This is a genomic window from Castellaniella sp. (assembly GCF_047971665.1).
Classification (GTDB): Bacteria; Pseudomonadota; Gammaproteobacteria; order Burkholderiales; family Burkholderiaceae_B; genus Castellaniella.
Map to the genome: position 1 here is coordinate 1 of NZ_JBKEAA010000021.1, position 26,080 is coordinate 26,080.

The following is a 26,080-nucleotide window of genomic DNA, read 5'->3' on the forward strand; positions in this document are numbered from 1 at the left end:
ACCTTGGCCGACAGCGTCCAGTAATAGTTGCTGGCGCCATTGGCGTCATCGCGCTGCGCAAGCTGTGCCTGGCCCGCATTGGTCGTCTCGGCCGAACCGACAAAGGTGCCCGCCTTGTTCAGATCGGTGCCCTGCACCGTGACCACCGGAGCGAGCCATTGGCCATTCTTGGCGGGTCCGCCTATCTCACTTTGCGTCACGTTGCCGATGATGCCATCGGGCACGGAGACCGTGGTCACGCCATCGGCATCTCCCGTGATGGTCAGGTGATCGGTGACCTGAACGTCCGGATTGTCCCAGCGGGAATCCACGAGCAAGGCGCCACCGCCCGTGTAGTTGCCGTCGATCATCAGTTCATCGCCAATCGCGCCGCCCGCGAGGTTGATCGTGCCCGCATTGGACACTGGCCCCGTCACATGGACACCGCCCGCCGACGCATCGAAAATTCCGCCCGCACTGGTATCCAGACTGCCTTTCAGGGCAAAATCGGCCGGTGTGATGAAGCGCCCTGCATGGGTCACAGAAAGATCGGTTTCGATGCTGTAGACGGAGTTGGGCAGCACCAAGTCAGACCAGGTCACCGCGCCACCATCGACCGTAATTTTCTCGAAGTCGATGAACTGATCCATGACCGTCGTCGCAGTCACATTCCGGAACACCAAGGTGTCATTATCTGGCGAGGAAAGATCGTGTTGCGCATCAAAAGTTGCCCCGCTGAAATCACTGCCGTCGCTGAGCAAAACGGTATCACTGCCATACCCAAGCAGGACTTGGCCAGTCAATCTGGAACCTGGCTGCATGTCGAGCGTCATGTTTCCACGATACCCCCGCAAGGCAATGCCCGAAATTGAACTGACATCTGCGCCATTTTTCAGGATCACGCGCTGATCCGCCTCAGTCACGCTTCCCAAGCTCGGAACAACGGTCTTCAGCTCAATGCCGGCACTGTCGGAACTCGCCCCCCCTCGAACCGTTCCATCAACACTGAGAGAGGTCAAACCATAAACGCTACTGCTGCCATCACCACTGTTATTGATGCTGATCGCTGTATGGTTCTCCGACGACACATCATGAACGGACACAGTCAGCGGGCCTTTGGAATTATGAAGGACGTAGATACCCGAGGTACCCGCTCCACTTGATATCACGGACCCTGTGGAGACAAATGTTGTCGAGCTGTCGATGCTGCCAGTATTACTGATACTAATAGCGGAACCGATACCATTATTTGCTGTGACTATTCCAGTTGCCGTGACAGAAATCGCACCGGTACCTCTCTTTTCAGCGTAAAGCCCGACCGCACCACCAACCACATTGGCGACATTAACGGTCAGGTCTCCGCTGTCGCGGCTATAATTGCGCACATCAATACCCGTCCCCTTCCCATCCGATTGATTCGAAGTCACCGTCCCCGTCGAAGTCAATGAAACCGAACCCGTACCAAAATTGTATACAAGCATGCCTATACTGCCGGTGATCGATGACTGATTCCCCAGATCATCAAAGATAAGGTCCTTGTTGGCAATCAGATTCAGACCACGATCCGAGGTAGAGTTGCCTCCGCTGACGCTCAAGCCGAAGCCCGTTTCTGTGGTGACCTTCAGCGTCCCGTCAGCCGCTTGCATAGGCCACTTCGGCTGCATTTCGTCTAAAGGACTGGCCGGACCAGAGCAAGACCATACGCCGCTGCCGCTAGAGGACTCCGTGCAGGTTCCCGCCAGCACGTCTCCCGCTGAACCGGCCAGCATCGCAATCCCTGTCGCCGCCACGGCCCCGAACCGCATGGCACGCCAAGACAGCTCATTCACGATGACGGATCCCTTGAGCACGGACATCTCAGAAATCCATCTCTTTTCATCACTTTTTGGCATTTTCTTAGAATTGTGCATCTCTCTATTCACAGTCCATTTGAAATTTTAACTATTAACTTATGACCCAGATTATGGATCTCTTAGAAGAGTGTCAATTCAAGAATTGTCAATTCTGTTCCATGTTTTGAATAGCGCGAACCATCCTTACGGCAAAAATCGAAAATTCTCAAAAGATATTGAAAATAATGAATCAAACCCATGATTTTCTTTCTTATCCAGGGGTTGAAAGCAATATCACGCAGCCAGGCACGAAGGCGGCATGAATTTTTATCTTGCATCCTGGAATGCGGAAAAGAGACAAACGAACGCCTCGCCAGGGGCGCAAAAAAACGGGCCGCCCCTTGGGGCGGCCCGCAATCTGCCAGCTGAATGGTTGCGTTACTGGCCTTCGAGGAAGCTCTTGAGCTTGTCCGCGCGGCTGGGGTGACGCAATTTACGCAAGGCCTTGGCCTCGATCTGGCGGATGCGCTCGCGGGTGACGTCGAACTGCTTGCCGACCTCCTCGAGGGTCTGGTCGGTGCTCATCTCGATCCCGAAACGCATGCGCAGGACCTTGGCTTCGCGCGGCGTGAGCGAATCCAGGACCTCCTTGACGACATCGCGCATGGAGCCGTGCAAGGCTGAATCCGAAGGCGAGACGGTGCCGGTATCCTCGATGAAATCGCCCAGATGGGAATCGTCGTCGTCGCCGATGGGGGTTTCCATCGAGATCGGTTCCTTGGCGATCTTGAGGATCTTGCGGACCTTGTCTTCCGGCATGTCCATTTTTTGCGCCAGGGTGGCCGGATCCGGCTCGGCACCGGTTTCCTGCAGGATCTGGCGATTGATCCGGTTCATCTTGTTGATCGTCTCGATCATGTGCACCGGAATGCGGATGGTGCGGGCCTGATCGGCGATCGACCGGGTGATGGCCTGGCGGATCCACCATGTCGCATAGGTGGAGAATTTGTAGCCGCGCCGGTACTCGAACTTGTCCACGGCCTTCATCAGGCCGATGTTGCCCTCCTGGATCAGATCCAGGAACTGCAGGCCGCGGTTGGTGTATTTCTTGGCGATGGAAATCACCAGCCGCAGGTTGGCCTCGGTCATCTCACGCTTGGCCTTGCGGGCCTTGGCCTCGCCGGTGGCCATGCGCTTGTTGACGTCCTTGAGGTCCTTGAGAGGCAGCACCACGTTGCGTTGCAGCTCGAGCAGCTTTTGCTGGACCTCCTGGATCGCCGGCGCGTGGCGCGCCAGGGTCTCGGAATAGCCATGGCCGGCGGCGATCTCCCCGTCCACCCAGTCCAGATTGGTCTCATTGCCGGGAAAGGCCTTGATGAAATGCGCCCGCGGCATGCCCGCGCGATTCACGCAGATCGCCATGGCGGCGCGCTCCTGGGCACGGACCTCGGCGACCTGGGCGCGCAGGGCATCGGCCAGACGCTCGACCATCTTGGCAGTAAAGCGCACGCCCATGAGCTGACCGTGGATGGCTTCGCGCGCCCGGACATAGGCGGTGGAGCGGTAGCCCTCGGATTCGAAGGCCACGCGCATCTTGTCGAACCAGGTCTCGACCTCGTCGAAAATCTTGAGGGCCTTGGCGCGCAGATACTCGAGCTGCTTGCTGCTCATGCCGCCGGCCGGACCGTCGTCCTCGTCGGAGGCCACGCCCGAGCCGGCGTAGTCCTCGCCTTCCTCGTCGATCAGACCATCCACGACCTCGTCGATCTGGGCGGAGCCGTCACGCACGCGGCGCACGTGCTCCAAGATCTCGTTGACCGTGGTCGGGCAGGCCGCGATGGCCATGACCATGTGCTTCAGGCCATCCTCGATGCGCTTGGCGATCTCGATTTCGCCTTCGCGGGTAAGGAGCTCGACCGTGCCCATCTCGCGCATGTACATGCGCACCGGATCGGTGGTGCGGCCAAAATCCGAATCCACCGTGGTCAGGGCGGCCTCGGCCTCGTCCTCGACATCGTCGTCGCTGGCGGATGAAGGCACGTTGTCGCTCATCAGCAGGGTCTCTGCGTCCGGGGCCTGGTCGTAGACCGAAATCCCCATGTCGCTGAAGGTGCTGATGATGCCGTCGATGGCCTCGGCGTCGACCAGATCATCGGGCAGATGATCGTTGATTTCGCCATAGGTCAGGTAGCCACGATCCTTGCCGAGCTTGATCAGGATTTTCAGACGGTTGCGCCGGGCCTCCTGTTCCTCGGGAGTCATCGGGCTGCGTGACGGGCTGTCCTTTTCGCCCTTGGCCCGCTTGCCACCGCGCTTGGGCAGCGGCTTGAGATCAGGGATGACCTCGCCGTCCTCGACGTCGTCATTGACATAATCGCCACTGTCATTGCCGGCGTTCTTGGCCGGACGGCCGGGTTTGCGCCCCGAAGGCACGGCCTTGGCAGCGCGTGGCTTGTCCGCAGCGGTCTTTTTGGCGGTCGAAGGCTTGTTGCCGGCCGCTGTTTTCGCAGCGGTCGCTTTGCGGGGGGCCTTTTTGGCCACGGCGGTCTCCGGTACCGCCGCCACCCTGGCCGTCTTCACCTTGGCCTCGGACGAACTGCCCGCCGCCTTGGTTTTTTTGGCAGCCGTTTTTTTGGCGGCCGCTGGGGCCTTGCCAGTTTTCTGGGTCATGTGTGGGTTCCGTTGACGCGACAACTTATTGAGAACTTTGTAGTTTACTGCACTTGCGGGGAAGAATCATCCTGCCCCGGCCTTGAGCCGGGCCAGCCGCCGGCTGAGTTCCTGGTAACGGCGGCGGTCTTCTTCCGTTGTCAGGCCGGACTCGATCAGCCGGTCGCATTGTTCCTGCACCGTCTGACGTTCGATGGTCCGCAAGGCATCGTCCCATTCGGCCTGCGGGTCCGGCAGGTCCTGGGCCATCAGTTCGGTGGACAGATCCTGGATCGCCCGGGCGAGATCCGACTCTGGATCAGCCGCCTGCAGCAATGCCCCCGCATGGGCGGCGCCGCAGGTGCTGGCCAGACCGATGAGCTGCCTCACAAGTTCCAGATGGGGATGCCGGGCCAGTAATTCAAGCTGCTGATCACCCAATCCCGACACCAGCGCGGGATGCGCCAGGAGCAACCGCAGCAGCCGCCGCGCCATGGGGGTCACCTGCCGTGATCCGCCTCCCCGGCGCGCACTGCGCGAGGTCCGGGACGGCGCGCTGTCCTGCCAGGAGAAAGCGCCGTCCAGCGTCATGCCCGCGCCCGGATTTTCGCTACCCGCCCACAGGTCCTCATCCGGTTCAGGCATGCCGCCCGCATCCGGAAAGGCAACCCGCTCGGAGGATCCCATGCCGGGGCCGGCGATGCCGCTCTGCCCGCCCGCGCCGGCCGGACGCCGCACCGGTGCGTTCGCTTGCCCGGCTGCGCCGGCGGGCCGGTCCGCGACGGCCAGGAGCTGCGACAGTTCCTCGGGGGTCAACCGGACCTGACGAGCGAATTCGCGCTCCAGCTGCAACCGGAACCCGCCCTCGGGCATCTGCGCGAACAGCGGCCGCGCCTCGTGCACGCACGCCGCCCTGCCCTCGGCTTCTTCCAGGTCATGGCGCGCGGCCAGTTCGTCGAGCATGAAGCGCGACAGCGGCGCGGCCTCTTCCAGGCAGGCGCGCAGCGCCTGGGTACCATGGGCCCGCACGTAGGAATCCGGATCGTGGCCTTCCGGCAAAAACAGGAATCGCATCGAGATGTCTTCGGCGACCCAGGGCAGGCAGGCCTGCAACGCCCGCCAGGCGGCCTTGCGCCCGGCGCCATCGCCATCGAAGCTGAAAATGATGCGGTCGCTGGCGCGGCGCAGTTTGCGCAGGTGCTCCGGCGTGGTGGAGGTGCCCAGCGTGGCCACGGCATTGTTCAATCCGTACTGCGCCAGGGCCACCACGTCCATGTAGCCTTCGACCACCAGCACGCAGTCCTCCGCGCGGATGCCCGCGCGCGCCTCATGCAGCCCATAGAGCTCGTTGCCCTTGGAGAACAGGCTGGTCTCGGGAGAGTTCAGATATTTGGGCTCGCCGGGCTCGATCAGGCGGCCGCCAAAACCGATCAACTGACCGCGTCCATTGTGGATCGGGAACATGACCCGACCGCGAAACCGGTCATGGCGCCGGCCATCCTCGGACTCGATCACCAGCCCGGATTCCAGCAGCGCGGGATCCTCATAATGCGAAAAGACGGTCGCCAGACCGCGCCGGTCGCGGCTGGCCCAGCCCAGCCCGAAACGGGCGGCGATCTCGCCGCTCAGGCCCCGGCGCTTCAGGTATTCGATGGCCTCGGGAGTCTGTTTCAGAGCCGCGCGGTAATGCGCCCGGGCCTGATCCAGAATGCGGTGCTGGCGGGAGCCTTCCTCGCGACGCTCGCGGTCGGCAGCGCGCTGGCGGGGACTGCGAGGTTCCTCGGGCACCGCCATGCCGACACTGGCCGCAAGACTGCGCACGGCCTCCGGGAACGGCGCACCGGTGTGCTCGGTCAGGAACCGCAGCGCGGTGCCATGCGCGCCGCATCCGAAACAATGATAGAACTGCTTGGTCGGGCTGACGGTGAACGACGGGGTCTTTTCATTGTGAAAAGGGCACAAACCCAGCAGGTTTGCGCCCCCTTTGCGCAGCTTGACGTACCGGCCGACGACGTCGACGATATCGACGCGCGCAAGCAGATCCTGAATGAAGGAATCAGGAATCAATCAATAGAGTCGCGGCGGCAGTTGTTGGCTGCGGATGCGCTTGTAGTGGCGCTTGACGGCGGCGGCACGCTTGCGTTTGCGCTCGGCCGTGGGCTTTTCGTAGAACTCGCGCGAACGCAGTTCGGTCAGCAGACCGGTCTTTTCGATGGTGCGCTTGAAGCGCCGCAGGGCAGCCTCGAAGGGCTCGTTTTCTTTGAGGCGGACAATCGGCATGTAAATCCTTGAAAGCCTGTGAATTCATGGATGTCGGACGCAAGGCATCCGGTGCACCCAGGGTTGGGTTGGAATCAAGATCGAGACCCGGCAAAACCGGAAAAATCTCTGCTTAGACAGAAGATTCTAGCATGAAACAAGGGGCAAGGCCATGCGCAGCGGGCCCCAGGCGCTACTTCGAATCCGGATAAGCCGTACGCACGCCCTTGCGGATCCAGGATTCCAGCTGATGCGGCCGCAGGCTGTCGTAGTCCTCGAAGGGCTGATGGATCCAGGGATTGGTCGGCAGGTGCTCGACATGATAGTCTGGCTGCACCCTGGAATGCCCCTTGACCCAGAGCACCGCCGTCCGCAGCTCGGTAATGCCCGGGAACTGATTGACCAGATGGTCGCGCACCCGGGTGAAGGTCAGGCCCGTGTCCACCATGTCGTCCACCAGCAGCACCCGGCCGTCCAGTGTGCCGCGGGTAATCGTGATGAACTGGGCAATGTCGAGCTGCCCCTGCACCGTGCCCGCCGCCTCGCGATAGCTGCTGGTTGCCAGAATGCCCAGGGGCAGGTCGAAAATACGCGACAGCACATCGCCCACGCGCACTCCGCCGCGCGCCAGGCAGAGGATCTTGTCGAAGTCCCATCCCGATTCGTGGACCTGCAGGGCCAGTCGTTCGACCAGGCCGTGATACTGTTCCCAGCTGACCCAGAGGTCACGCTCCGTACTCGGTGGCATGTTCATCGCTGTTTTCCGTTCGTCTGAAGGTGGATGTGAACCATGAAAAAACCGCAAGCGGGCTTGCGGTCGGAGGGCTCCGGCGCGTCAACCCTGGAGGGGATTGCGCAGGACGATGGTCTCCAGCCGGTCGGGGCCGGTCGAGACCATGTCGATCGGCACGTCACAGACCTCGGCGATGCGCTCGAGATAGCGGCGCGCGTTGACCGGCAGTTTGTCGTATTCGGTGATGCCCACGGTGGACTCCGTCCAACCGGCCATTTCCTCGAGAACGGGCTCGGCCTCGGCGGCCGCATGGGCGCCGTAAGGCAGCACATCCAGGAATTTGCCCTTGTAACGGTAGCCGACGCCGATCTTGATCTGTTCGACGCCATCGAGCACATCCAGCTTGGTGATGCACAGCCCCGTCAGGCCATTGATCATGACCGAGCGTTTCATGGCCGCGCCATCGAACCAGCCACAGCGGCGCGGCCGGCCCGTGACCGAGCCGAATTCCTTGCCCACCGTGGCCAGGCGCAGACCGGTGTCGTCCAGCAGTTCGGTCGGGAACGGCCCCGAGCCGACGCGCGTGGTATAGGCCTTGGCAATGCCCAGGACGTCATCGAGCGCCTGAGGCCCGACCCCTGCGCCGGCCGCCGCCGCGCCCGCCACGCAGTTGCTGCTGGTGACAAAGGGATAGGTGCCGTGATCGATATCCAGCAGGGATCCCTGGGCGCCCTCGAACAGCAGGTTCTGACCCGAGCGGCGCGCGATGTGCAGGCTGCTGGAGACATCGGCCACCATGGGTTCGATCTGCGGCGCCAGGGCCATGACCTGGTCGCGCACCTGCGCGGCCTCCACCGGCTTGGCACCCAGATACTGCGTCAGCACGAAGTTGTGGTAGTCCAGGACCTCGGCGAGCTTTTCGTCGAACACGTCCGGATCGTACAGATCCTGGACGCGCAGGGCGCGGCGCGCGATCTTGTCCTCGTAGGCGGGACCGATGCCACGGCCCGTGGTGCCGATCTTGCCCTCGCCCTTGCGGGCCTCGCGGGCCTGATCCAGCGCCACGTGGTACGGCAGGATCAGCGGGCAGGCGTCGGAAATCTGCAGTCGCGAGCGCACGTCGAGACCGGCCGCCTCGAGCTCGCCGATTTCGGCAAGCAGCGCCTCGGGCGAGAGCACCACGCCATTGCCGATATAGCAGGTGACGTGCGGGTGCATGATGCCCGACGGAATCAGGCGCAGGATGGTCTTGCGGCCATTGATCCACAGGGTGTGGCCGGCATTGTGCCCTCCCTGGAAACGCACGACGCCCTGGGCCGATTCGGCCAGCCAGTCGACGATCTTGCCCTTGCCTTCGTCACCCCTCTGGGTGCCGATCACGACGATGTTCTTGCTCATAAGTCTTTCTGAAGACGGCGAATACCGTCATGGAAAACGGGTTAGTTTATACCATTGGTGACAAGTTGGACGACCGTCGTCCTCAGACCGTCGTCCTCAGACGGCGCCGTCCAGGGGCCGAAGGATCCATTCACCGCCGATGACGGTCAATTCCTGATCGACGAAGAATTCATCCGGACACTGGCGTTCGCCCGGCAGCGCCTGGATCACGACCCGCCCCTGATCCCGCAGCGCGCGGATGGCGTGCGTCAGGGCGGGATCCGCGGACCAGGGCGCGCGAATGGCCTGGACAGGCTGCGCGTCGGGCAGGCCTGCGGACAGTTTGCGCAGGTCCAGACTGAAACCGGTGGCTGGACGGGTCCGGCCGAATTTGCGCCCGATCCCGTCATAGCGCCCGCCCCGGACCAGCGCATCGTGCCAGCCCGTTGCGTAGATGGCGAACATGACGCCGGAGTGATAGCGGTAACCCCCGCCCATGTCCGCCAGATCCAGGGCGATCGGGGCATCCGGCAAGGCGACGCACAAGGTGCGCAGGTCATCCAGCGCCGCCCGTACCGCCGGCAGGCCGGGCAGCCGCTGGCGGGCAAGATCGAGCACCGTCAGGTCGCCGTATAGTGCGGTCAGCGCTGTCAGCGCATCCCGGCTGTCGGCGCGTACGCCGACTTCCGCGCACAAGGCCACCAGGCCGGGGGCATCCTTGGCGCTGAGCAGTTCAAAAACCACATCGGCAACCTCGATCAGCGCCGGATCGGCCTCGACCAGCGCCCGTCCTATTCCTGGGTGATTCAGATCCAGACGCGGCTGCTGGACGCCGGCCCGGCGCACGGATTCCAGCGCCAGACGAATCGCCTCGATATCGGCCTGGACGCCCGCATGGCCGAAGATTTCCGCGCCGATCTGCAACAATTCCCGATCCGACGTCAGCCCGGCCGCCCGCGCATGCACCACGGGGCCGCAATAGCACAGCCGGGTGACGCCTTCGCGGTTGAGCAGATGCGCGTCGATGCGCGAGACCTGGATCGTGATATCGGCCCGCACCCCCATCGTCAGACCCGAGAGCTGGTCCACCAGCTTGCAGGTGCGCAGGCGCAGGGCCTCGTCATCGGCCGGCATCAGGGAATCGAGATACTCCACCATGGGCGGCGCGACGAGTTCGAAGCCGTAGGTCCGATACAGGTCCAGCAGCTCACGGCGCAGTTCCTCGATGCGGCGCGCCTCGGCAGGCAGAATGTCCGACAGATTTTCCGGCAGCAGCCAGCTTGACCTCATGGTCCGTCGATCCTCGTTCACTGCACGACGGCGGGCTCGCTGCCCTGCGCGCGATCCCAGAAGCGGAAGAAATCCGAATCCGGGCTCAGGATCAGTGTGTCTTTCTGGTTGGCGAAGGCCGCGCGATACGCATCGAGGCTCTTGTAGAAGCTGTAGAACCCGGGGTCCTGGCCGTAGGCCTTGGCATAGATCGCCGCCGCCGTGGCATCACCCTCGCCGCGCTTGGCCTGGGATTCGGCGTAAGCCTTGGCCAGGATCTCCTGGCGCTTGCGGTCGGCCTCGGCGCGAATGCGTTCGCTGTCGGCAGCGCCGCTGGCCCGCAGGCGGTTGGCCTCCTGCTTGCGCTCGGCCTCCATGCGCCGGTAGACGGATTCGGAAATCTCAGGCGCGAAATCGATGCGCCGCAGCCGCACATCCACCACATCCACCCCGAACGGCTGGGCGCGGCGCGCCACGGCGGTCTGGATTTCTTTCATGATGGTGTCACGGTCGGTGGACACCACCTGCTTGACCGTGCGCACGTTGACGGCGGCGTTCAGGGCGTCGCGAATCTGCGCCTGCAGGCGCTCGACCGCAGCATTGCTGTTGGCCCCGAACGTGACATAGTACTGACGCGGGTCGACGATGCGCCATTTGACGAAGGAGTCGATCAGCAGGTTTTTCTTTTCGGCGGTCTGGATGCGTTCTGGATCGCGCGTTTCGATGGTCTGCAGCCGCTTGTCCAGGTAAACGACGTTTTCAAAGGGCGGCGGGAACTTGAAGTACAGCCCCGGCTTGGTGATGGTTTCGCGGACTTCGCCCAGGGCGAACAGCAGCGCGGAATCACGCTCGCGCACCACGAACATGGACGAGGACAACACCGCGACGAGCAGGACCAGACCGACCAGGGCGGGAAAAAAGCGTTGCATCTTGGGCTCCTAGTTGGAATACGGGCTGGTCATCAGACTGTCCAGACCCGCTGGCACACCGCGAGACGCCGCACGGCTGGTGCCCGGGCCGGACGGTCCACGGGCCGCCTGCGCAGATCCGCCGGCGGCCGCCGGCACCGATCCGCCCGACGACCCGGCATCGCGCGACCCCAAGGACGATGTCCCGTCCACCGCGCGAGCCGCCTGGCCCATGATCTTGTCCAGCGGCAGGTAGAGCATGTTGTTGCCCACCGGCGCGTCGATCATGACCTTGGCGGTATCGCTCAGGATGTCCTGCATGGTTTCCAGGTACAGGCGCTCGCGCGTGACGCCGGGCGCCTTGGCGTATTCGGCGGCGATGCTGTTGAAACGCGAGGTATCACCCTGGGCCTGGCCGATGACCTGCGCGCTGTAGCCCTCGGATTCCTGAATCATGCGGGCGGCCTGACCCTCGGCCTCGGGAACGACCTTGCTGGCGTAGGCATTGCCCTCATTGATCTGACGCTCGCGATCCTGGCCGGCCTTGACGGCATCGTCGAACGCCGCCTGAACTTGTTCGGGCGGCTGGACGTTCTGGATGGCCACCGTAGAGATCTGGATCCCGGTCTTGTAACGGTCCAGGATGGACTGCGCCAGCGTCTGGACTTCGGAGGCGACCTCGGTCCGGCCCGAATACAGGACAAAGTCCATGGGCTTGCGGCCGACGATCTCGCGCATGGCGGTCTCGGCCGCCTGCCGCACGGATTCGTCGGGCTGGCTGGTATTGAACAGATAGGACGGCGCGCCATCGGGCAGCAGCCGGTACTGAACCACGAACTGCACATCGACGATGTTCTCGTCATTGGTGAGCATCAGGGATTCAGGCAGCACCTTGTTGCGCGACGACCCGCGGAAACCGACCTCGAAGGTCCGCAACTGCGCGATGTTCACCGGCTGGGATGCCTCGATGGGATACGGCATGCGCCATTGCAGGCCCGGGCCGAGCGTCTTGACGTATTGACCGAACCGGGTGACGACGGACACCTGGCCTTCCTGGACGATCATGAAACCGCTGGCCAGCCACAGCAGCACGGCCACCACGGCCAGCAGCAGCAGGAATCGCGGGGACGGTCCCGGCAGCGAGGGCATGCCCCCGCCCGAGGGCGGACGTGAGCCCCGGTTGCCGCCCTTGCGGCCGAACATGCCGTTGAGCCGCTTGCTGAAATCACGCCAGACTTCGTCCAGGTCCGGAGGCCCTGAGGAAGGGTCCGGCTTGCCGCGCGGATCGTCGTTCTGGTTCTGGTTGCCCCGACCCCAGCCAGGATCATTCAGGTTGAACAGTTTCATCAAACGCATTGTTTCCCGTAGGCTCCCCACCAAATTCAACAATCGACTGCCGCAAGCCGTCCAGTCCACTGCGTTGCAGGGCGCTGACAAAGACTCGCGCAATCGTACCATGTTCATTTCGCTCGACCCGGGGTTCGTAACCGGCTGCATCGATTTTGTTGTACACCAGAATCTGCGGAATTTCGTGGGCATCGATATCCCGCAGGACCTGGTTGACCGCCGCCGCCTGCTCGTCACGCTGCGGACTGGCCGCATCGACCACGTGCAGCAGCAGATCGGCATGGACGGTCTCTTCGAGGGTGGCCCGGAACGCCGCGATCAGCATCGGCGGCAAGGACCGGATGAACCCCACCGTGTCGGAGACGACGACCTGCCCCGCCCCTTCGATCCAGACGCGGCGCGTCGTGGTGTCCAGCGTGGCAAAGAGCTGATCGGCGGTATAGGCCCCGGCGCGCGTCAGCGCATTGAACAGCGTGGACTTGCCGGCGTTGGTATAGCCGACCAGCGAGACGGACAGGGTCTTGCCACGCACCCGCGCGCGGCGCTGGGTCAGACGCTGGCGCTGAACGCGTTCGAGCCGTTCTTTCAGGGCGCGCACGCGCACGCCGATCAGGCGCCGGTCGGTTTCCAGCTGCGACTCGCCTGGACCGCGCACACCGATCCCGCCGCGCTGACGCTCCAGGTGGGTCCACATCCGGGTCAGCCGGGTGGACAGATGCTGCAACTGGGCCAGTTCGACCTGGAGCTTGCCCTCGTGGCTCTTGGCGCGCAGGGCGAAGATGTCCAGGATCAGGGCCACCCGGTCGACGACGCGCACCTCGAAATGACGCTCCAGGTTGCGCTGCTGGGCCGGGGTGAGCGTCTGGTCGAACAGCACGACCTCGGCGCCGGTGGCCTTGACCAGGGCGGCAGCCTCCTCGATCTTGCCCGAACCGATGAAACCCGCTGCATCCGGCCGGCTGCGCCGGGCGGTGAGCACCTCGACGATATCGGCCCCCGCCCCGCCGGCGAGCATGAGGAATTCCTCGGCATGGGCGGCATAGTCGGGTTCGCCCAGATCGACGCTGATGACGAGCGATTTCATGGACGACGCACCACAAAACGAATGCCCGCCGGCGCGGAACGCGCGGCGGGCGGCAAAACGGACAGCAGCGGCTTATTCGACAGAGTCGTCCACCTGGAAGGAAACGGGACGGGCAGGCACGACGGTGGAGATGGCGTGCTTGTAGACCATCTGGGTCACCGTGTTGCGCAGCAGCACGACATATTGATCAAAGGACTCGACCTGGCCTTGCAGCTTGATCCCGTTGACCAGGTAGATCGAGACGGGCACGTGGTCCTTGCGCAAGGCGTTCAGGAACGGGTCTTGGAGAATTTGCCCTTTATTGCTCATGGACGAGGCTCCGGTTATTGAAGTTATGGTGGAAGGTTTATTTTAATGCGTTTCGCGCTTGATGCATTGCAACGTCACGAGGCCGTGTCAACGAATGGCTCACACCGCAGGCATGGCGCGCAGCGCGTCGCACAGCCGGGCGCATTGTTCCGGCATCCCCACGGTGATGCGCAGATACTGATCGATGCGCGGCACGCGGAAATGCCGCACCAGGATGCCGCTCTGGCGCAGTCCGGCCGCCAGATCGGCGGCGTCCCGACCCGGATGGCGGACAAAGACGAAATTGGCCTTGGAGGGCAGCACCTCGAAACCCAGCGCGCCCAGGTCTCGCGCCAGCTGCTCGCGGGCATCAATCACTGCCTGGCGGGTCTGGTCGAACCAGGCCTCGTCCTCGATCGCGGCCCGGGCGCCGGCCAGGGCCACACGATCCAGGGGATAGGAGTTGAAACTGTCCTTGATGCGGGTCAGCCCGGCGATCAGGTCGGCATGACCCAGCGCATACCCCACCCGCAGGCCGGCCAGGGAGCGGGACTTGGACAGCGTATGAATCACCAGAATGTTGGGAAACCGTCCGATCAGCGCGGTCGCCGATTCGGCGCCGAAATCCACATAGGCCTCATCGACCACGACGGCGCTGTCGGGCCGCGCCTGTGCAATGGCGATGATCTCGTCCAGCGACAGGGCGCGACCGGTGGGCGCGTTCGGATTGGCGAAGATGACGCCTGCGGGCTCCGGATCGGCTGTGCCGGTGTAGTCCGCCACATTCAGAACAAAATCCTCGTCCAGCGGGATCAGGCGATGCGGCACCTCATACAGACGGCAATAGGTCTTGTAAAAGCTGTAGGTCACATCGGGCAGCCACAGGGGGCGGCCACCACGCAGGAACAGGCCATTGAACACATGCGCCAGGATTTCGTCGGACCCGTTGCCCAGGAACACCTGATCGGGCGCCAGACCGAAGCGGTCCGCGATCACCCGGCGCAGATCCAGCGCCTGATAATCCGGATACAGACGCATTTCATCGGACAGGGCGGCGCGCATGGCCTCGATCGCCCGGGGCGAGGGCCCGTACGGATTCTCGTTGGTATTGAGCTTGAGCAGGTCTGGAATGCGGGCCTGTTCGCCCGGGACATAGGGCATCAGGCCCGCGACATGATCGCTCCAGAGCTGGCTCACGGCGTGTCCTTCAGGTAGGGGTTGTGCGAGGATTTGAACTCCACCGACAGGGGAGTGCCGGCCAGATTGAAGGCATCGCGGAACTGGCCTTCCAGGTAGCGGCGATAGGAATCGGGCACCGCATCCAGCGCGTTGCCATGGATGATGATGCGCGGCGGATTCTGCCCGCCCTGGTGGGCGTAACGCATCTTGGGCCGGAAAATGCCCTTGCGCGGCGGCGGCTGCTGCTCCACGGCCGCCTGCAACGTACGGGTGAGTTTGGGCGTGGACAGTTTGGCGAAGGCGGCGGCATGCGCGGCATCCACGGCCTTGAGCACGGGACCGACGCCCTGCCCTTTCAGGGCCGAGAGGTTCAGCACCCGGGCAAACGACAGGAACCGCAGCTTGCGCTCGTACTCGCGCTGGACCCATTCGCGCTGGTCACGATCCACCGCGTCCCATTTGTTCAGCCCCACGACCAGCGCGCGACCCGATTCGGTGATGAAGCCCGCGATATGGGCATCCTGATCGGAAATGCCTTCGCGGGCATCGATCAGCAGCAGCACGACATTGGCGGCCTCGATGGCCTGCAATGTCTTGATGACCGAGAATTTTTCGACAGCCTCGAAAACCTTGCCCCGGCGACGCAGGCCGGCGGTATCGATCAGGGTGTAGCGGCGGTCGCCGCGCTCGAATTCGATCTCGATGGCGTCGCGCGTCGTGCCCGGCAGGTCGAAAGCGATGACGCGATCCTCGCCCACCAGGGTATTGATCAGGGTGGATTTGCCGACATTGGGACGTCCGGCGATGGCGAGCTTGATGCGGTGATCGTGCGTTTCACCTTCTTCCGGCGCCTCAGCGCCGGGATCGGCCTCGCTGGCGCGGGCGGCCAGCAATGGCGCAAGCGCCTCGTCGGCCAGGGCCGACACGCCATCGCCATGGGCGGCGGAAATCGGATGCGGCTCACCCAGCCCCAGTTCGTGGAACTGGGCCAGATCGGCATGGTCGCGCATGCCCTCGGCCTTGTTCACGGCCAGCAGCACGCGCTGCCCGGATTTGCGCAGCAGGCGGGCGATCTCGTGATCGTGGGCATTGATGCCTTCGCGCCCATCCACCAGGAAGATCACCACATCGGACTCGGCAATGGCCTGGGCCGTCTGGCGGGCCATCTCGACAAGAATGCCGCGGGTGGCGACCGGCTCGAATCCGCCGGTGTCCACCACGATGCAGGGATGTTCGCCGACCCGCCCTTCACCATAGTGGCGGTCGCGGGTCAGCCCGGAGATGTTCGCCACCAGCGCCGCGCGGGAACGCGTCAGGCGGTTGAACAGGGTCGATTTGCCGACGTTCGTGCGCCCGACCAGGGCCACGACTGGCCTGAAACGCGAATCAGCCACCAACACCCACCAGCACCAGCTTGCCGTCATCGGTCTGGACGACCACTCCGCGAGGCGTGGAGACCAGCGCCGAGACGATCGGGCCGTCACCGACTTCCAGGCGGGCCATCAATGAGCCGTCGGCGCGCGACAGGAAATGCAGGTAACCCTCGAAGTCGCCCACAGCCACCGCGGAGCCGGCCGGCACGGGCGCGCCCAGGTGGCGGTTGAGCAACGCCGCCTGGTTCCAGAGCGTATGGCCGTCCTTCATGTCGAGGGCATGGACCGTGTCGCGCGAATCCGCGAGATAGAGGCGCTGGCCGTCGGTGCTCATGCCGGTCGAGGAAGAGATGTCCTGGGACCAGATGGAGCGCCCGCCCTGGGACACGTCGAAGCAGGTCGTGCGCCCCTGATAGCTGACGCCGCACAGCAGGGGACCGGCGATGACGGGCTCGCCCACCACGTCGGTGATGCGTTCCAGATCCGAGGCGCCGCGCGATGAGGACACCGAGCCTTCCCAGCGCACGGTGCCGGAGGCGGCATCGATCACCATCAGACGGCCATTGGGCATGCCGGCGACCAGCAGATTGGGCGTCGACCGCATGCGGATGCTGGTGCGCAGCGCCAGCGCGGGGCCAGGACGCTGCACGTTCCAGCGCAGCTTGCCGGTGGCCGCATCGAAGGCCTGGATGCGGTAATCCGTGGTGCGCACCGCGACGATGCCATTGCCGACGGTGGGCGGCACTTTGACAGCGCTGGCCGCCTGGCTGCGCCAGAGTTCCTTGCCCTGGGCATCGTAGGCCACCACCGAGCCGGACTCGGTGACCACAGCGACGACCCGGCCGTCGCTGCCCGCGCCAGCCGACAGCGGCCCGGCGTCGATGCGCCAGCGCAGTGCGCCGGACGCCGCATCGAGCGCCGCCACGGCGCCCGACGGGGTGGCGGCGTACAACGTGTCGCCCACGAGGTCAGGAGAAAAACTGTAGCCGCCGCCGCTGCCGATCGAGGCGGTCCAGCGCACCGACACGGCCAGCGAGGGCGAATAGTCCGTCAGCGGCGCGGGGTCGAAACGGGCATCGGTGACGGAAAACATACTGCAGCCGGACAGCCCGGCGGCCATCAGGCCGGCGAGCGCCGCACGAAACAGGCGAGAAGGAGATCGCATGAGGGTCAGGCTCCGTTCAAGGCATCGATTTTCAGTTGGACGATCTGGGCAGCGGGATCGCCCTGCAGGGATTTCAAGGCTTCTTTCCAGGCATCCACAGCCTGATCATGCAGCCCCTGCGCCGCCAGGACATCACCGCGACGATCCGCATACAGGCCGGCAAAACCCGAGGGCGGCGTACCCTGGAGCTGCGCCAGAGCGGGTTCGTATTGTTTTTGGGCCAGCAGCACGCCGGCCAGCCGCAGGCGGGCCACGGCGCGCAGCGCCGACGCAGACTCGTCGCGCACCAGCCATTCGAGCTGCTCGCGCGCACCGTCCAGGTCCTTGCGCGCCTCCAGGGCGGCAGCCGCCACCAGCACGCCGCGCGCGGCATAGCCGGAACCGGCGTAATCGTCGCGCAAGGCGGTGCTGGCGGCCTTGATCCGCGTCACCGCGTCATCGCCCGGCTGGGCGGTGGCGGCCTCAAGGGCCTCGTAGTACCCCATGGCCTGAGTGGCCTGATGCGACTGATACCACTGCCAGCCGCGCCAGCCGGCAAAGGCGGCCAGCACGACGAAGGCCAGCGCCATGGACAGCGTGCCGTAGCGTTCCCACCAGGCCTTCAGTGCGTCGATTTTTTCCTGTTCTTCGAGATCGTATGCCATGCCTGTGTTCAGATCCTTTGTTGGAGTTGCGCGGTCAGCCGGTCGAAGGCGATCGATTCCTGCTGTCCATCCCCGGCGGCGCTGGTGCGCAGCCATTTCACGGTCGCACAACCCGAGGCCAGCTCATCGCCGCCGATGATGACGGCAGCCACGGCGCCGCTGGCATCGGCCCGGCGAAACTGTGATTTAAACCCAGTCGAACCTGCGTGGACAAGTACCCGCAGACCAGCGTCCCGCAGCGACTCGGCCAGTTGCGCGGCCCGACGCTGGGCGTCATCGCCCTGATGAACCAGATAAACCTGGCATTCGGCCGGGCTTGGATCAGGCGCATCCTGCTGCCAGAGGTCGAGCAGGCGCTCCATGCCGATCGCAAAACCCACCGCCGGCGCCGGCTTGCCGCCCAGCAGTTCGATCAGGCCATCGTAACGGCCGCCGCCGCAGACCGTGCCCTGGGCCCCCAGACGATCCGTGACCCACTCGAAGACGGTCAGATTGTAATAGTCCAGGCCGCGTACCAGCCGCGGGTTGAGCGTATGGGCAACCCCGGCGTCATCGAGCCGGTCGCACAGGCCCTGATAATGCGCCAGCGACTCGGCGCCCAGGAAATCGAACAGGCGCGGCGCGTGGTTGGCCATGTCCTGCATGGCGGGATTCTTGGTGTCGAGCACGCGCAGCGGGTTGCTGCGCATGCGGCGGCGCGCTTCTTCATCGAGCACATCGACGTGCTTTTCGAGGTGCTCGATGAGCGCCGCGCGGTGGGCGGCGCGTTCCGCCGCCTGCCCCAGAGAGTTGAGTTCCAGGCGGATGTCCTTCAGACCCAGCAGCCGCCACAGGCGCGCCAGCATCAGGATCAGTTCGGCATCCACATCCGGCCCGGCGAACCCCAGCGCCTCGACATCGATCTGGTGGAACTGGCGATAGCGGCCGCGCTGCGGACGCTCGTGCCGAAACACCGGTCCCATCGAGTAGATGCGCCGCGGCCGGTCATAGAGAAAATTGTGCTCGATCACCGAACGCACGATGCCGGCGGTGAATTCGGGCCGCATCGTCAGCCGCTCATCATTGAGCGGATCGACAAAGGAATACATTTCCTTTTCGACGATGTCGGTGACCTCGCCGATGCCCCGGGCGAACAGGCGGGTCTGTTCGAGCACCGGCGTGCGCAGGTTCTGGTAGCCGTATCCGGCCAGCCAGTCGCGCACAATGGATTCGAGCTGTTCCCAGCGCGCCGTTTCCGGTGGCAAGGCATCCTTCATGCCAGTCAGGCCGGCGACTTTCTTAAATTCGGACATGGACTCAGTTGGCGTGGCGCGCCACGACACCCGGACGGTGCGCGGGCTCGGCGCCCTGCTCCTGTCCGTAGCGCCGGGCCACATAGTTTTCGACGATGGTCTGGAATTCCTCGGCAATGGTGTCGCCCTTGAGCGTCACGGTGCGCTCGCCATCGACATACACGGGCGCGGACGGAATCTCGCCGGTCCCCGGCAGGCTGATGCCGATATCGGCATGGCGGCTTTCGCCAGGGCCGTTGACGACACAGCCCATGACGGCCACATGCATGTTTTCGACCCCGGGATATTTTGTCTTCCAGACGGGCATCTGGGCACGCAGGAAGGCCTGGATGCTGGCGGCGAGCTCCTGGAACACAGTGCTGCTGGTGCGACCGCACCCCGGGCAGGCCACCACCATCGGGGTAAACGCCCGCAGGCCCATGGTTTGCAGGATCTCCTGGGCCACCACGACCTCGCGGCTGCGCTCGCCACCGGGCTCCGGCGTCAGCGAAATGCGGATCGTATCGCCGATGCCCTCCTGGAGCAGCACCGCCAGGGCCGCCGTCGAGGCGACGATGCCCTTGGAACCCATGCCGGCCTCAGTCAGGCCCAGATGCAAGGGATAATCGCAGCGGCGCGACAGATCGCGATAGACGGCGATCAGGTCCTGGACGTGGCTGACCTTGCAGGACAACACAATGGCGTCGCCGCACAGGCCCAGTTCCTGGGCGCGCTCGGCATTGCTGATGGCCGAGATCACCAGCGCCTCGCGCATCACGGCATTGGCTGACCAGGGTGTGGCGCGAGCCGCGTTCTCGTCCATCATCCGCGCCAGCAGCTCATGATCCAGGCTGCCCCAGTTCACCCCGATGCGGATCGGTTTGTCGTGGCGGCAGGCAACCTCGATCATCTGCGCGAAATTGTCATCGCGCCGTTTGCCCCCGCCCATGTTGCCGGGATTGATGCGGTACTTGGACAGCGCCTGGGCGCAATCGGGAAATTGGGTCAGCAGCTTGTGACCGTTGTAATGAAAATCCCCCACCAGAGGGACGGGGACGTTCATGCGATCCAGCGCGTCCCGCAGGGCGGCCACCTGGGCGGCGGCTTCCGGCGTGTTGACGGTAATGCGCACCAGCTCGGAGCCGGCCCGCCAGAGATCGCGCACCTGCAATGCGGTCGTCCGAGGATCGGCCGTATCAGTATTGGTCATGGACTGCACCACGACCGGGGCATCTCCCCCGACCCGGATCACATGGTCGCCCCAGCGCACGGCGACGCCACGGGTCGGCCGCCGGGGCGCGGCGGCCGGATCGGGATTCACGGCATCGGAACTCATTGACGCAAGGCCTTCAGCCAATCAAAGATCAACCACTGCTCGGGCACCCAGCCGCGGCTGACCGCGTACACGCCGATCACGCAGAACAGCACCAGAATCAGCAGCAGCCAGGCCCAGGTGTGGTGAGGAGGCTCGCCTCTGGGCGTCATGTCGGCATGCTGCAGAACCCGACGCGCGCCCAGCGCGGAAGCAGCGGGACGGGGACGGGTCGAACCGACCGCGTTGTCGAGCAGCGCCAGGGCGGCATCCACATCGGTCTCGAGAAAACGGGCGTAATTGCGCACCAGCCCGCGCAGCGGCACGCCTTCGGGCAGCCGCGACCAATCGCTGGCCTCGAGATGACCCAACTGGACGGCGGAATACTTGATGCGCGCCGAGACTTCGAACAGCGACAGGCCGCGCGTCTCGCGCATGGTCCTCAGGGCATCGCCCAACGACAGGCCCTCATGGCCTGCGGTCGCATCCTGGCGCTGCTTCTCATCGAGGGAGATTTCGCTCATCCATGCTCCTTTTTGCGTATGACGATCCTGGCCCGGTCAGGCAGCCGTTCGGTGATGCGCGTCCGGTCGCGGACTTCGCCGGCGAGCTGGCCACAGGCGGCATCGATATCGTCGCCGCGTGTCTTGCGCACCGTCACCACCAGACCCGCATCGGTCAACTGCTGGGAAAACAGACGGATGCGTGCCGCCGGGGAACGCCGCAGGCCGGACTGCGGAAAGGGATTGAAGGGGATCAGGTTGAACTTGCACCGTACCCGCCTGGCGATCTCGATCAGCTGGCGCGCATGCTCGTCCGCATCGTTCACCCCATCGAGCATAATATATTCGAAGGTGATGAAATCACGCGGCGCATGCTCCAGGTAGCGGTTGCAGGCATCGAGCAGCTCGTTCAGCGGATGTTTGCGGTTCAACGGCACCAGCCGGTCGCGCAATTCGTCATTGGGCGCGTGCAGCGAGACCGCCAGCGCCACCGGACAGTCGCGCGCCAGCCGATCCATCATGGGGACCACCCCGGACGTGGACACGGTGACGCGGCGACGCGACAGGCCGTAGGCATGATCATCCAGCATCAGACGCAAGGCGCCCAGCACCTGATCGTAGTTCAGCAGGGGCTCGCCCATGCCCATCATGACCACGTTGCTGACAGCGCGCTGAGCGTCCTCGAGCGGCGCCCCCAGCCGCGCGGCCGTCGGATCCTCGCGCAAGGCACGGTTCGCATACCAGAGCTGACCGACGATTTCGGCAGTGCTCAGGTTGCGGCTGAAGCCCTGGTAACCGGTGGAACAGAACGGGCAGGCCACGGTGCAGCCGGCCTGGCTCGATATGCACAGCGTGCCGCGGTCGTCCTCCGGGATGAAGACGGTCTCGATCGCATTGCCCAGCCCCACGTCGAACAGCCACTTGCGGGTGCCGTCGGCGGAGCGCTTTTCCAGGTTCAGGGGGGGCGCCTGCACCGTGCAATGGGATTCCAGCCGGGCCCGGAAATCCTTGGCCAGGTCGCTCATGTCCTGGAACCGGTCGACGCCGCGCTGGTGCACCCACTGCGACAGCTGACGCGCGCGAAAAGGCTTGCCGCCCCACTGCGCCACGAGCGATTCTAGGGATGCCGGATCCAGACCCAGGACGTTGATGTTAGCGGTGCCAGACATGTGCGGGTTTCGGGGGATGGGACCGGACGCCGGCCAGCGCCGGCGTCCGCGCCGCGATCAGCGGCTGTGGATGTTGCTTTCGGGGAAGAAGAAAGCGATTTCGACCGCGGCCGTTTCCGGCGCGTCGGAACCGTGCACCGCATTGGCGTCGATGCTTTCGGCGAAATCGGCCCGGATCGTGCCCGGGGCGGCTTTCTTGGGATCGGTCGCGCCCATCAGGTCACGGTTCTTGGAAATGGCGGATTCGCCTTCCAGAACCTGGACGAACACCGGGCCCGAGACCATGAAATCGACCAGGTCCTTGAAGAAGGGGCGTTCCTTGTGCACGGCGTAGAAGCGCTCGGCATCGCCACGCGAAAGCTGGCGCAGCTGGGCGGCCACGACGGTCAGGCCGGCCTTTTCGAAACGGGCGACGATCTGGCCGATGGCGTTCTTGGCCACGGCGTCAGGCTTGATGATGGAAAGGGTACGTTCAATAGCCATGAAAATTTCCGATAAGGGAATGGGAAAACGGGGTTATCCGGTGAAAATGTAGAATGACACCGCCGCGGCCATCTCGATGGAACGAGGCGGCAATCGGGTCTTGCGGTCAACCTCGTATTTTAACATGCGCAAGTTTCATCACATGCGCCTAAAATGATCATTTTTTCGTCATCATCCCCCAGTTTCTGAAGAACCCATGAGCGATTCCGCCTCCCCTTCCCTACCCAAGAGCTTCGAACCCCAGGACATTGAGTCCCGTTGGTATGACGCGTGGAATCGCCGCGGCCTGTTCGACGCAGGCCGCCACACCGAGCCGGCCCAGGGCCGCACGCCGGAACCCTTCGCCATCCAGTTCCCGCCGCCCAACGTCACCGGTACCCTGCACATGGGGCACGCCTTCAACCAGACGGTCATGGACGGCCTGATCCGCTATCACCGCATGCGCGGCGACGACACGGCCTTCATCCCCGGCACGGACCATGCGGGGATCGCCACCCAGATCGTGGTCGAACGTCAGCTCGACGCCCAGGGCATCTCGCGCCACGACCTGGGACGGGACGCCTTTCTGGAGCGCGTCTGGGCCTGGAAGGAACAATCCGGCAGCACCATCACCGGCCAGTTCCGCCGCCTGGGCTCGTCCTGCGACTGGTCGCGCGAGTACTTCACCATGGACGAACGCCTGTCGCGCGGCGTGATCGAGGTCTTTGTGCGCCTGCACGAACAGGGCCTGATCTACCGGGGCAAGCGGCTGGTCAACTGGGACCCGGTACTCGGCACGGCGGTGTCCGACCTGGAGGTCGTCAGCACCGAAGAAGACGGGCACATGTGGGAAATCCGCTATCCCCTGGCCGCTCCGGTGGACGGACTGGCCCACCTGGTCGTCGCCACGACCCGTCCGGAGACCATGCTGGGCGACGTCGCCGTCATGGTGCATCCCGAGGATGAGCGCTATGCCCACCTGATCGGCCGCCACGTCATCCTGCCGCTGGTCGGGCGGGAGATTCCCATCATCGCCGATACCTATGTGGACCGTGAATTCGGCACCGGGGTGGTCAAGGTCACCCCCGCGCACGACTTCAACGACCATGCCGTCGGACAGCGACACGGCCTGGACATGATCAGCGTGCTCACCCTGGACGCGAAAATCAGCGACGCGGCGCCCGAGGCCTACCGCGGCCTGGACCGGTTCGAGGCGCGCAAACGCGTGATCGCCGACCTGGAGGCCCTGGGCCTGCTGCAACAGGTGCGCGCCCACAAACTCATGGTGCCACGGGGCGACCGTACCAACAGCGTCATCGAGCCGATGCTCACCGACCAGTGGTTCGTGGCGATGAGCAAGCCCGCGCCCGAGGGCACCCTGCATCCCGGCAAGAGCATCACCCAGGTCGCGCTCGATGTGGTGGCCGATGGCCGTGTGAAATTCGTTCCCGAAAACTGGACCACCACCTATCACCAGTGGCTGGAAAAAATCCAGGACTGGTGCATTTCCCGTCAGCTGTGGTGGGGCCACCAGATTCCCGCCTGGCACGCCCCGGACGGACGCATTTTCGTTGCCCGCAGTGCCGAGGAGGCCGAGCGTCAGGCCCGCGCGGCGGGTGTCGAAGGCCCGCTGACACGCGATCCCGATGTGCTCGACACCTGGTTCTCGTCGGCCCTGGTGCCCTTTACCGACCTGGGCTGGCCGGACCAGACGCCCGATCTGGCGCGCTACCTGCCGTCCAGCGTGCTGGTCACGGGCTTCGACATCATTTTCTTCTGGGTGGCACGCATGATCATGATGAGCATGCACCACACGGGCGAAGTGCCCTTCCATACGGTCTATGTTCACGGCCTGGTCTGCGACATGGAAGGCAAGAAAATGTCCAAGTCCAAGGGCAACATCATCGACCCGGTGGACCTCATCGACGGCATCGAGCTCGATCCGCTGGTCGCCAAGCGCACCGCCGGCCTGATGAACCCGAAACAGGCCGAGGCCATCCGCAAGCGCACTCGCAAGGACTATGCCGACGGCATCCCCGCCTACGGCGCCGACGCGCTGCGCTTTACCATGGCGGCCTACGCCACGCTGGGGCGCAACATCAATTTCGATCTCAAGCGCTGCGAGGGCTACCGGAATTTCTGCAACAAGCTCTGGAACGCCACCCGCTTTGTGCTGATGAACGTCGAAGGCCATGACCTGGGCCGGCCCACGCCCGGCGACCTGTCCTTCGCCGACCGCTGGATCATCGATGGCCTGCAGGGCCTGATCGACGATGTCGACGCCGGTTTCGAGCAGTATCGTTTCGATCAGGTCGCCGACCGCCTGTATCACTTCATCTGGGATGAATACTGCGACTGGTATGTGGAGCTGGCCAAGGTCCGCCTGCAAACGGGGGACGCTACCCAGCAGGCCGCCGCGCGCCGCACCCTGATCCATGTACTGGAAACCCTGCTGCGCCTGATTCACCCGATCATGCCCTTCATCACCGAGGAGCTCTGGCAGAAAGTCTCGGTGGCGGCCGGGGTGCGGGACGCCGACACCGAGGCCAGCATCAGCGCTCAGCCCTGGCCGACGATCCGTGACGACCTGCGCGACGCCGCGGCGGCCGACCGCATGAACGAACTGAAAGCGCTCACGGACGCGATTCGCGCGCTCCGCGGAGAAATGAACCTGGCGCCGGGCCTGCGCGTGCCGCTGCGGGTTCAGGACGCACGGACTGGCCTGGACGAACTGGCCCCCTATCTGATGGCGCTGGCTCGGCTGGAAAGCGTCCAGATCATGGATCGCCTGCCCGACCTGGGCGCCCCCGTCCAGGTGGTCGGCACCACGCAGCTGATGCTGCACGTTGAGATCGATCCGCAGGCTGAACGCATCCGCCTGGACAAGGAGATCGGCCGCCTGGAAAAGGAGATCACCAAAGCGTCCGGCAAGCTGTCCAACGCCAGCTTCGTGGAACGCGCGCCGGCCACCGTCGTCGAACAGGAAAAGGCCCGGCTGGCCCAATTCGGCGAGACACTGGAACGGATCCGGGCGCAACGGGCGCGGCTCGGGGACTGACGCGTCTGCGGGCCACTGACGCGCATCCGGGCGAGCGGATGCGTCTCTCGGAGCCCTGACGCGCATCGCCCGGCCACGCCCCGCTCCGGCGCGGCCATGATCGGCACGGCGACCATGGCCCGCCGACACATCATGTAAAATGCGGCGTTCAGGGTGTCAGCCGCATCGGGCGGCGGGACAGGACAACGCGCAGGTCGGGCCGCCTCGCAAGGAACCCAT

21 protein-coding genes are annotated in these 26,080 nt (G+C 64.4%); 1 reads left to right on the forward strand and 20 read right to left on the reverse strand.

Annotation, left to right across the window (positions count from 1 at the left end; genetic code table 11):
- The 20 genes from ACK5JE_RS09280 to ndk form a co-directional block, all read right to left on the reverse strand.
- The coding region (locus tag ACK5JE_RS09280) for a hypothetical protein (RefSeq protein ID WP_416801425.1) at positions 1-1,889 on the reverse strand (1,889 nt) is incomplete at its 3' end.
- A 360-nt stretch (positions 1,890-2,249) separates the two neighbouring features.
- Positions 2,250-4,481 carry an RNA polymerase sigma factor RpoD gene (gene rpoD, locus ACK5JE_RS09285; RefSeq protein WP_416801426.1) on the reverse strand — a complete coding sequence of 744 codons (2,232 nt, stop codon included), beginning with the start codon at positions 4,479-4,481 and terminating at the stop codon, positions 2,250-2,252.
- Positions 4,482-4,547: 66 nt separating this feature from the next.
- Positions 4,548-6,527 (reverse strand): DNA primase, encoded by a 1,980-nt coding sequence (dnaG, locus tag ACK5JE_RS09290; protein WP_416801427.1) that lies wholly within the window; start codon positions 6,525-6,527, stop codon positions 4,548-4,550.
- Positions 6,528-6,740, reverse strand: a complete 213-nt coding sequence (gene rpsU / locus ACK5JE_RS09295) for a 30S ribosomal protein S21 (protein WP_043681943.1) — start codon at positions 6,738-6,740, stop codon at positions 6,528-6,530.
- 172 nt (positions 6,741-6,912) lie between these two features.
- Complete coding sequence (locus ACK5JE_RS09300) at positions 6,913-7,473, reverse strand: phosphoribosyltransferase (protein WP_416801428.1); 561 nt, start codon at positions 7,471-7,473, stop codon at positions 6,913-6,915.
- A gap of 81 nt (positions 7,474-7,554) precedes the next feature.
- A complete protein-coding gene (locus tag ACK5JE_RS09305) occupies positions 7,555-8,850 on the reverse strand; it encodes an adenylosuccinate synthase (protein ID WP_416801429.1) in 1,296 nt (431 codons plus the stop codon).
- A gap of 96 nt (positions 8,851-8,946) precedes the next feature.
- Positions 8,947-10,119 (reverse strand): ATP phosphoribosyltransferase regulatory subunit, encoded by a 1,173-nt coding sequence (locus tag ACK5JE_RS09310; protein ID WP_416801430.1) that lies wholly within the window; start codon positions 10,117-10,119, stop codon positions 8,947-8,949.
- 17 nt (positions 10,120-10,136) lie between these two features.
- Positions 10,137-11,027: a protease modulator HflC gene (gene hflC, locus ACK5JE_RS09315; RefSeq protein ID WP_416801431.1), complete on the reverse strand. Its 891-nt coding sequence runs from the start codon at positions 11,025-11,027 to the stop codon at positions 10,137-10,139.
- A 9-nt stretch (positions 11,028-11,036) separates the two neighbouring features.
- The gene (gene hflK / locus ACK5JE_RS09320; protein ID WP_416801432.1) at positions 11,037-12,362 is read right to left on the reverse strand and encodes an FtsH protease activity modulator HflK; all 1,326 of its coding nucleotides are present in this window, start codon (positions 12,360-12,362) and stop codon (positions 11,037-11,039) included.
- A complete protein-coding gene (hflX, locus tag ACK5JE_RS09325) occupies positions 12,331-13,437 on the reverse strand; it encodes a GTPase HflX (RefSeq protein ID WP_416801433.1) in 1,107 nt (368 codons plus the stop codon). Before hflX ends, hflK begins: the two co-directional genes overlap by 32 nt.
- A 72-nt stretch (positions 13,438-13,509) precedes the next feature.
- Positions 13,510-13,746, reverse strand: a complete 237-nt coding sequence (gene hfq, locus ACK5JE_RS09330; protein WP_416801434.1) for an RNA chaperone Hfq — start codon at positions 13,744-13,746, stop codon at positions 13,510-13,512.
- A gap of 99 nt (positions 13,747-13,845) precedes the next feature.
- Entirely contained in the window at positions 13,846-14,922 is a 1,077-nt protein-coding gene (gene hisC, locus ACK5JE_RS09335; RefSeq protein WP_416801435.1) for a histidinol-phosphate transaminase, read from the reverse strand.
- Positions 14,919-16,328 carry a ribosome biogenesis GTPase Der gene (gene der, locus ACK5JE_RS09340; protein ID WP_416801436.1) on the reverse strand — a complete coding sequence of 470 codons (1,410 nt, stop codon included), beginning with the start codon at positions 16,326-16,328 and terminating at the stop codon, positions 14,919-14,921. The genes hisC and der overlap by 4 nt, the downstream gene beginning before the upstream one ends.
- Positions 16,291-17,442 carry an outer membrane protein assembly factor BamB gene (gene bamB, locus ACK5JE_RS09345; RefSeq protein WP_416801437.1) on the reverse strand — a complete coding sequence of 384 codons (1,152 nt, stop codon included), beginning with the start codon at positions 17,440-17,442 and terminating at the stop codon, positions 16,291-16,293. The genes der and bamB overlap by 38 nt, the downstream gene beginning before the upstream one ends.
- Positions 17,443-17,447: 5 nt before the next feature.
- Positions 17,448-18,086, reverse strand: coding sequence for a tetratricopeptide repeat protein (locus tag ACK5JE_RS09350; protein WP_416801438.1), 639 nt, complete (start codon positions 18,084-18,086; stop codon positions 17,448-17,450).
- 8 nt (positions 18,087-18,094) lie between these two features.
- Positions 18,095-19,378, reverse strand: coding sequence for a histidine--tRNA ligase (gene hisS / locus ACK5JE_RS09355; protein WP_416801439.1), 1,284 nt, complete (start codon positions 19,376-19,378; stop codon positions 18,095-18,097).
- Between the two features lie 4 nt (positions 19,379-19,382).
- On the reverse strand, positions 19,383-20,693 hold the full coding sequence (gene ispG / locus ACK5JE_RS09360; RefSeq protein WP_416801440.1) for a flavodoxin-dependent (E)-4-hydroxy-3-methylbut-2-enyl-diphosphate synthase: 1,311 nt from the start codon (positions 20,691-20,693) through the stop codon (positions 19,383-19,385).
- Complete coding sequence (locus tag ACK5JE_RS09365; RefSeq protein ID WP_416801441.1) at positions 20,690-21,193, reverse strand: helix-turn-helix domain-containing protein; 504 nt, start codon at positions 21,191-21,193, stop codon at positions 20,690-20,692. The genes ispG and ACK5JE_RS09365 overlap by 4 nt, the downstream gene beginning before the upstream one ends.
- The gene (gene rlmN, locus ACK5JE_RS09370; protein ID WP_416801442.1) at positions 21,190-22,341 is read right to left on the reverse strand and encodes a 23S rRNA (adenine(2503)-C(2))-methyltransferase RlmN; all 1,152 of its coding nucleotides are present in this window, start codon (positions 22,339-22,341) and stop codon (positions 21,190-21,192) included. Before rlmN ends, ACK5JE_RS09365 begins: the two co-directional genes overlap by 4 nt.
- A 57-nt stretch (positions 22,342-22,398) precedes the next feature.
- Complete coding sequence (gene ndk, locus ACK5JE_RS09375) at positions 22,399-22,824, reverse strand: nucleoside-diphosphate kinase (protein ID WP_416801443.1); 426 nt, start codon at positions 22,822-22,824, stop codon at positions 22,399-22,401.
- Positions 22,825-23,020: 196 nt separating this feature from the next.
- Here ndk and ACK5JE_RS09380 point away from each other — a divergent pair, with 196 nt between their 5' ends.
- Positions 23,021-25,861, forward strand: coding sequence for a valine--tRNA ligase (locus ACK5JE_RS09380; protein ID WP_416801444.1), 2,841 nt, complete (start codon positions 23,021-23,023; stop codon positions 25,859-25,861).
- Positions 25,862-26,080 lie beyond the last annotated feature (219 nt).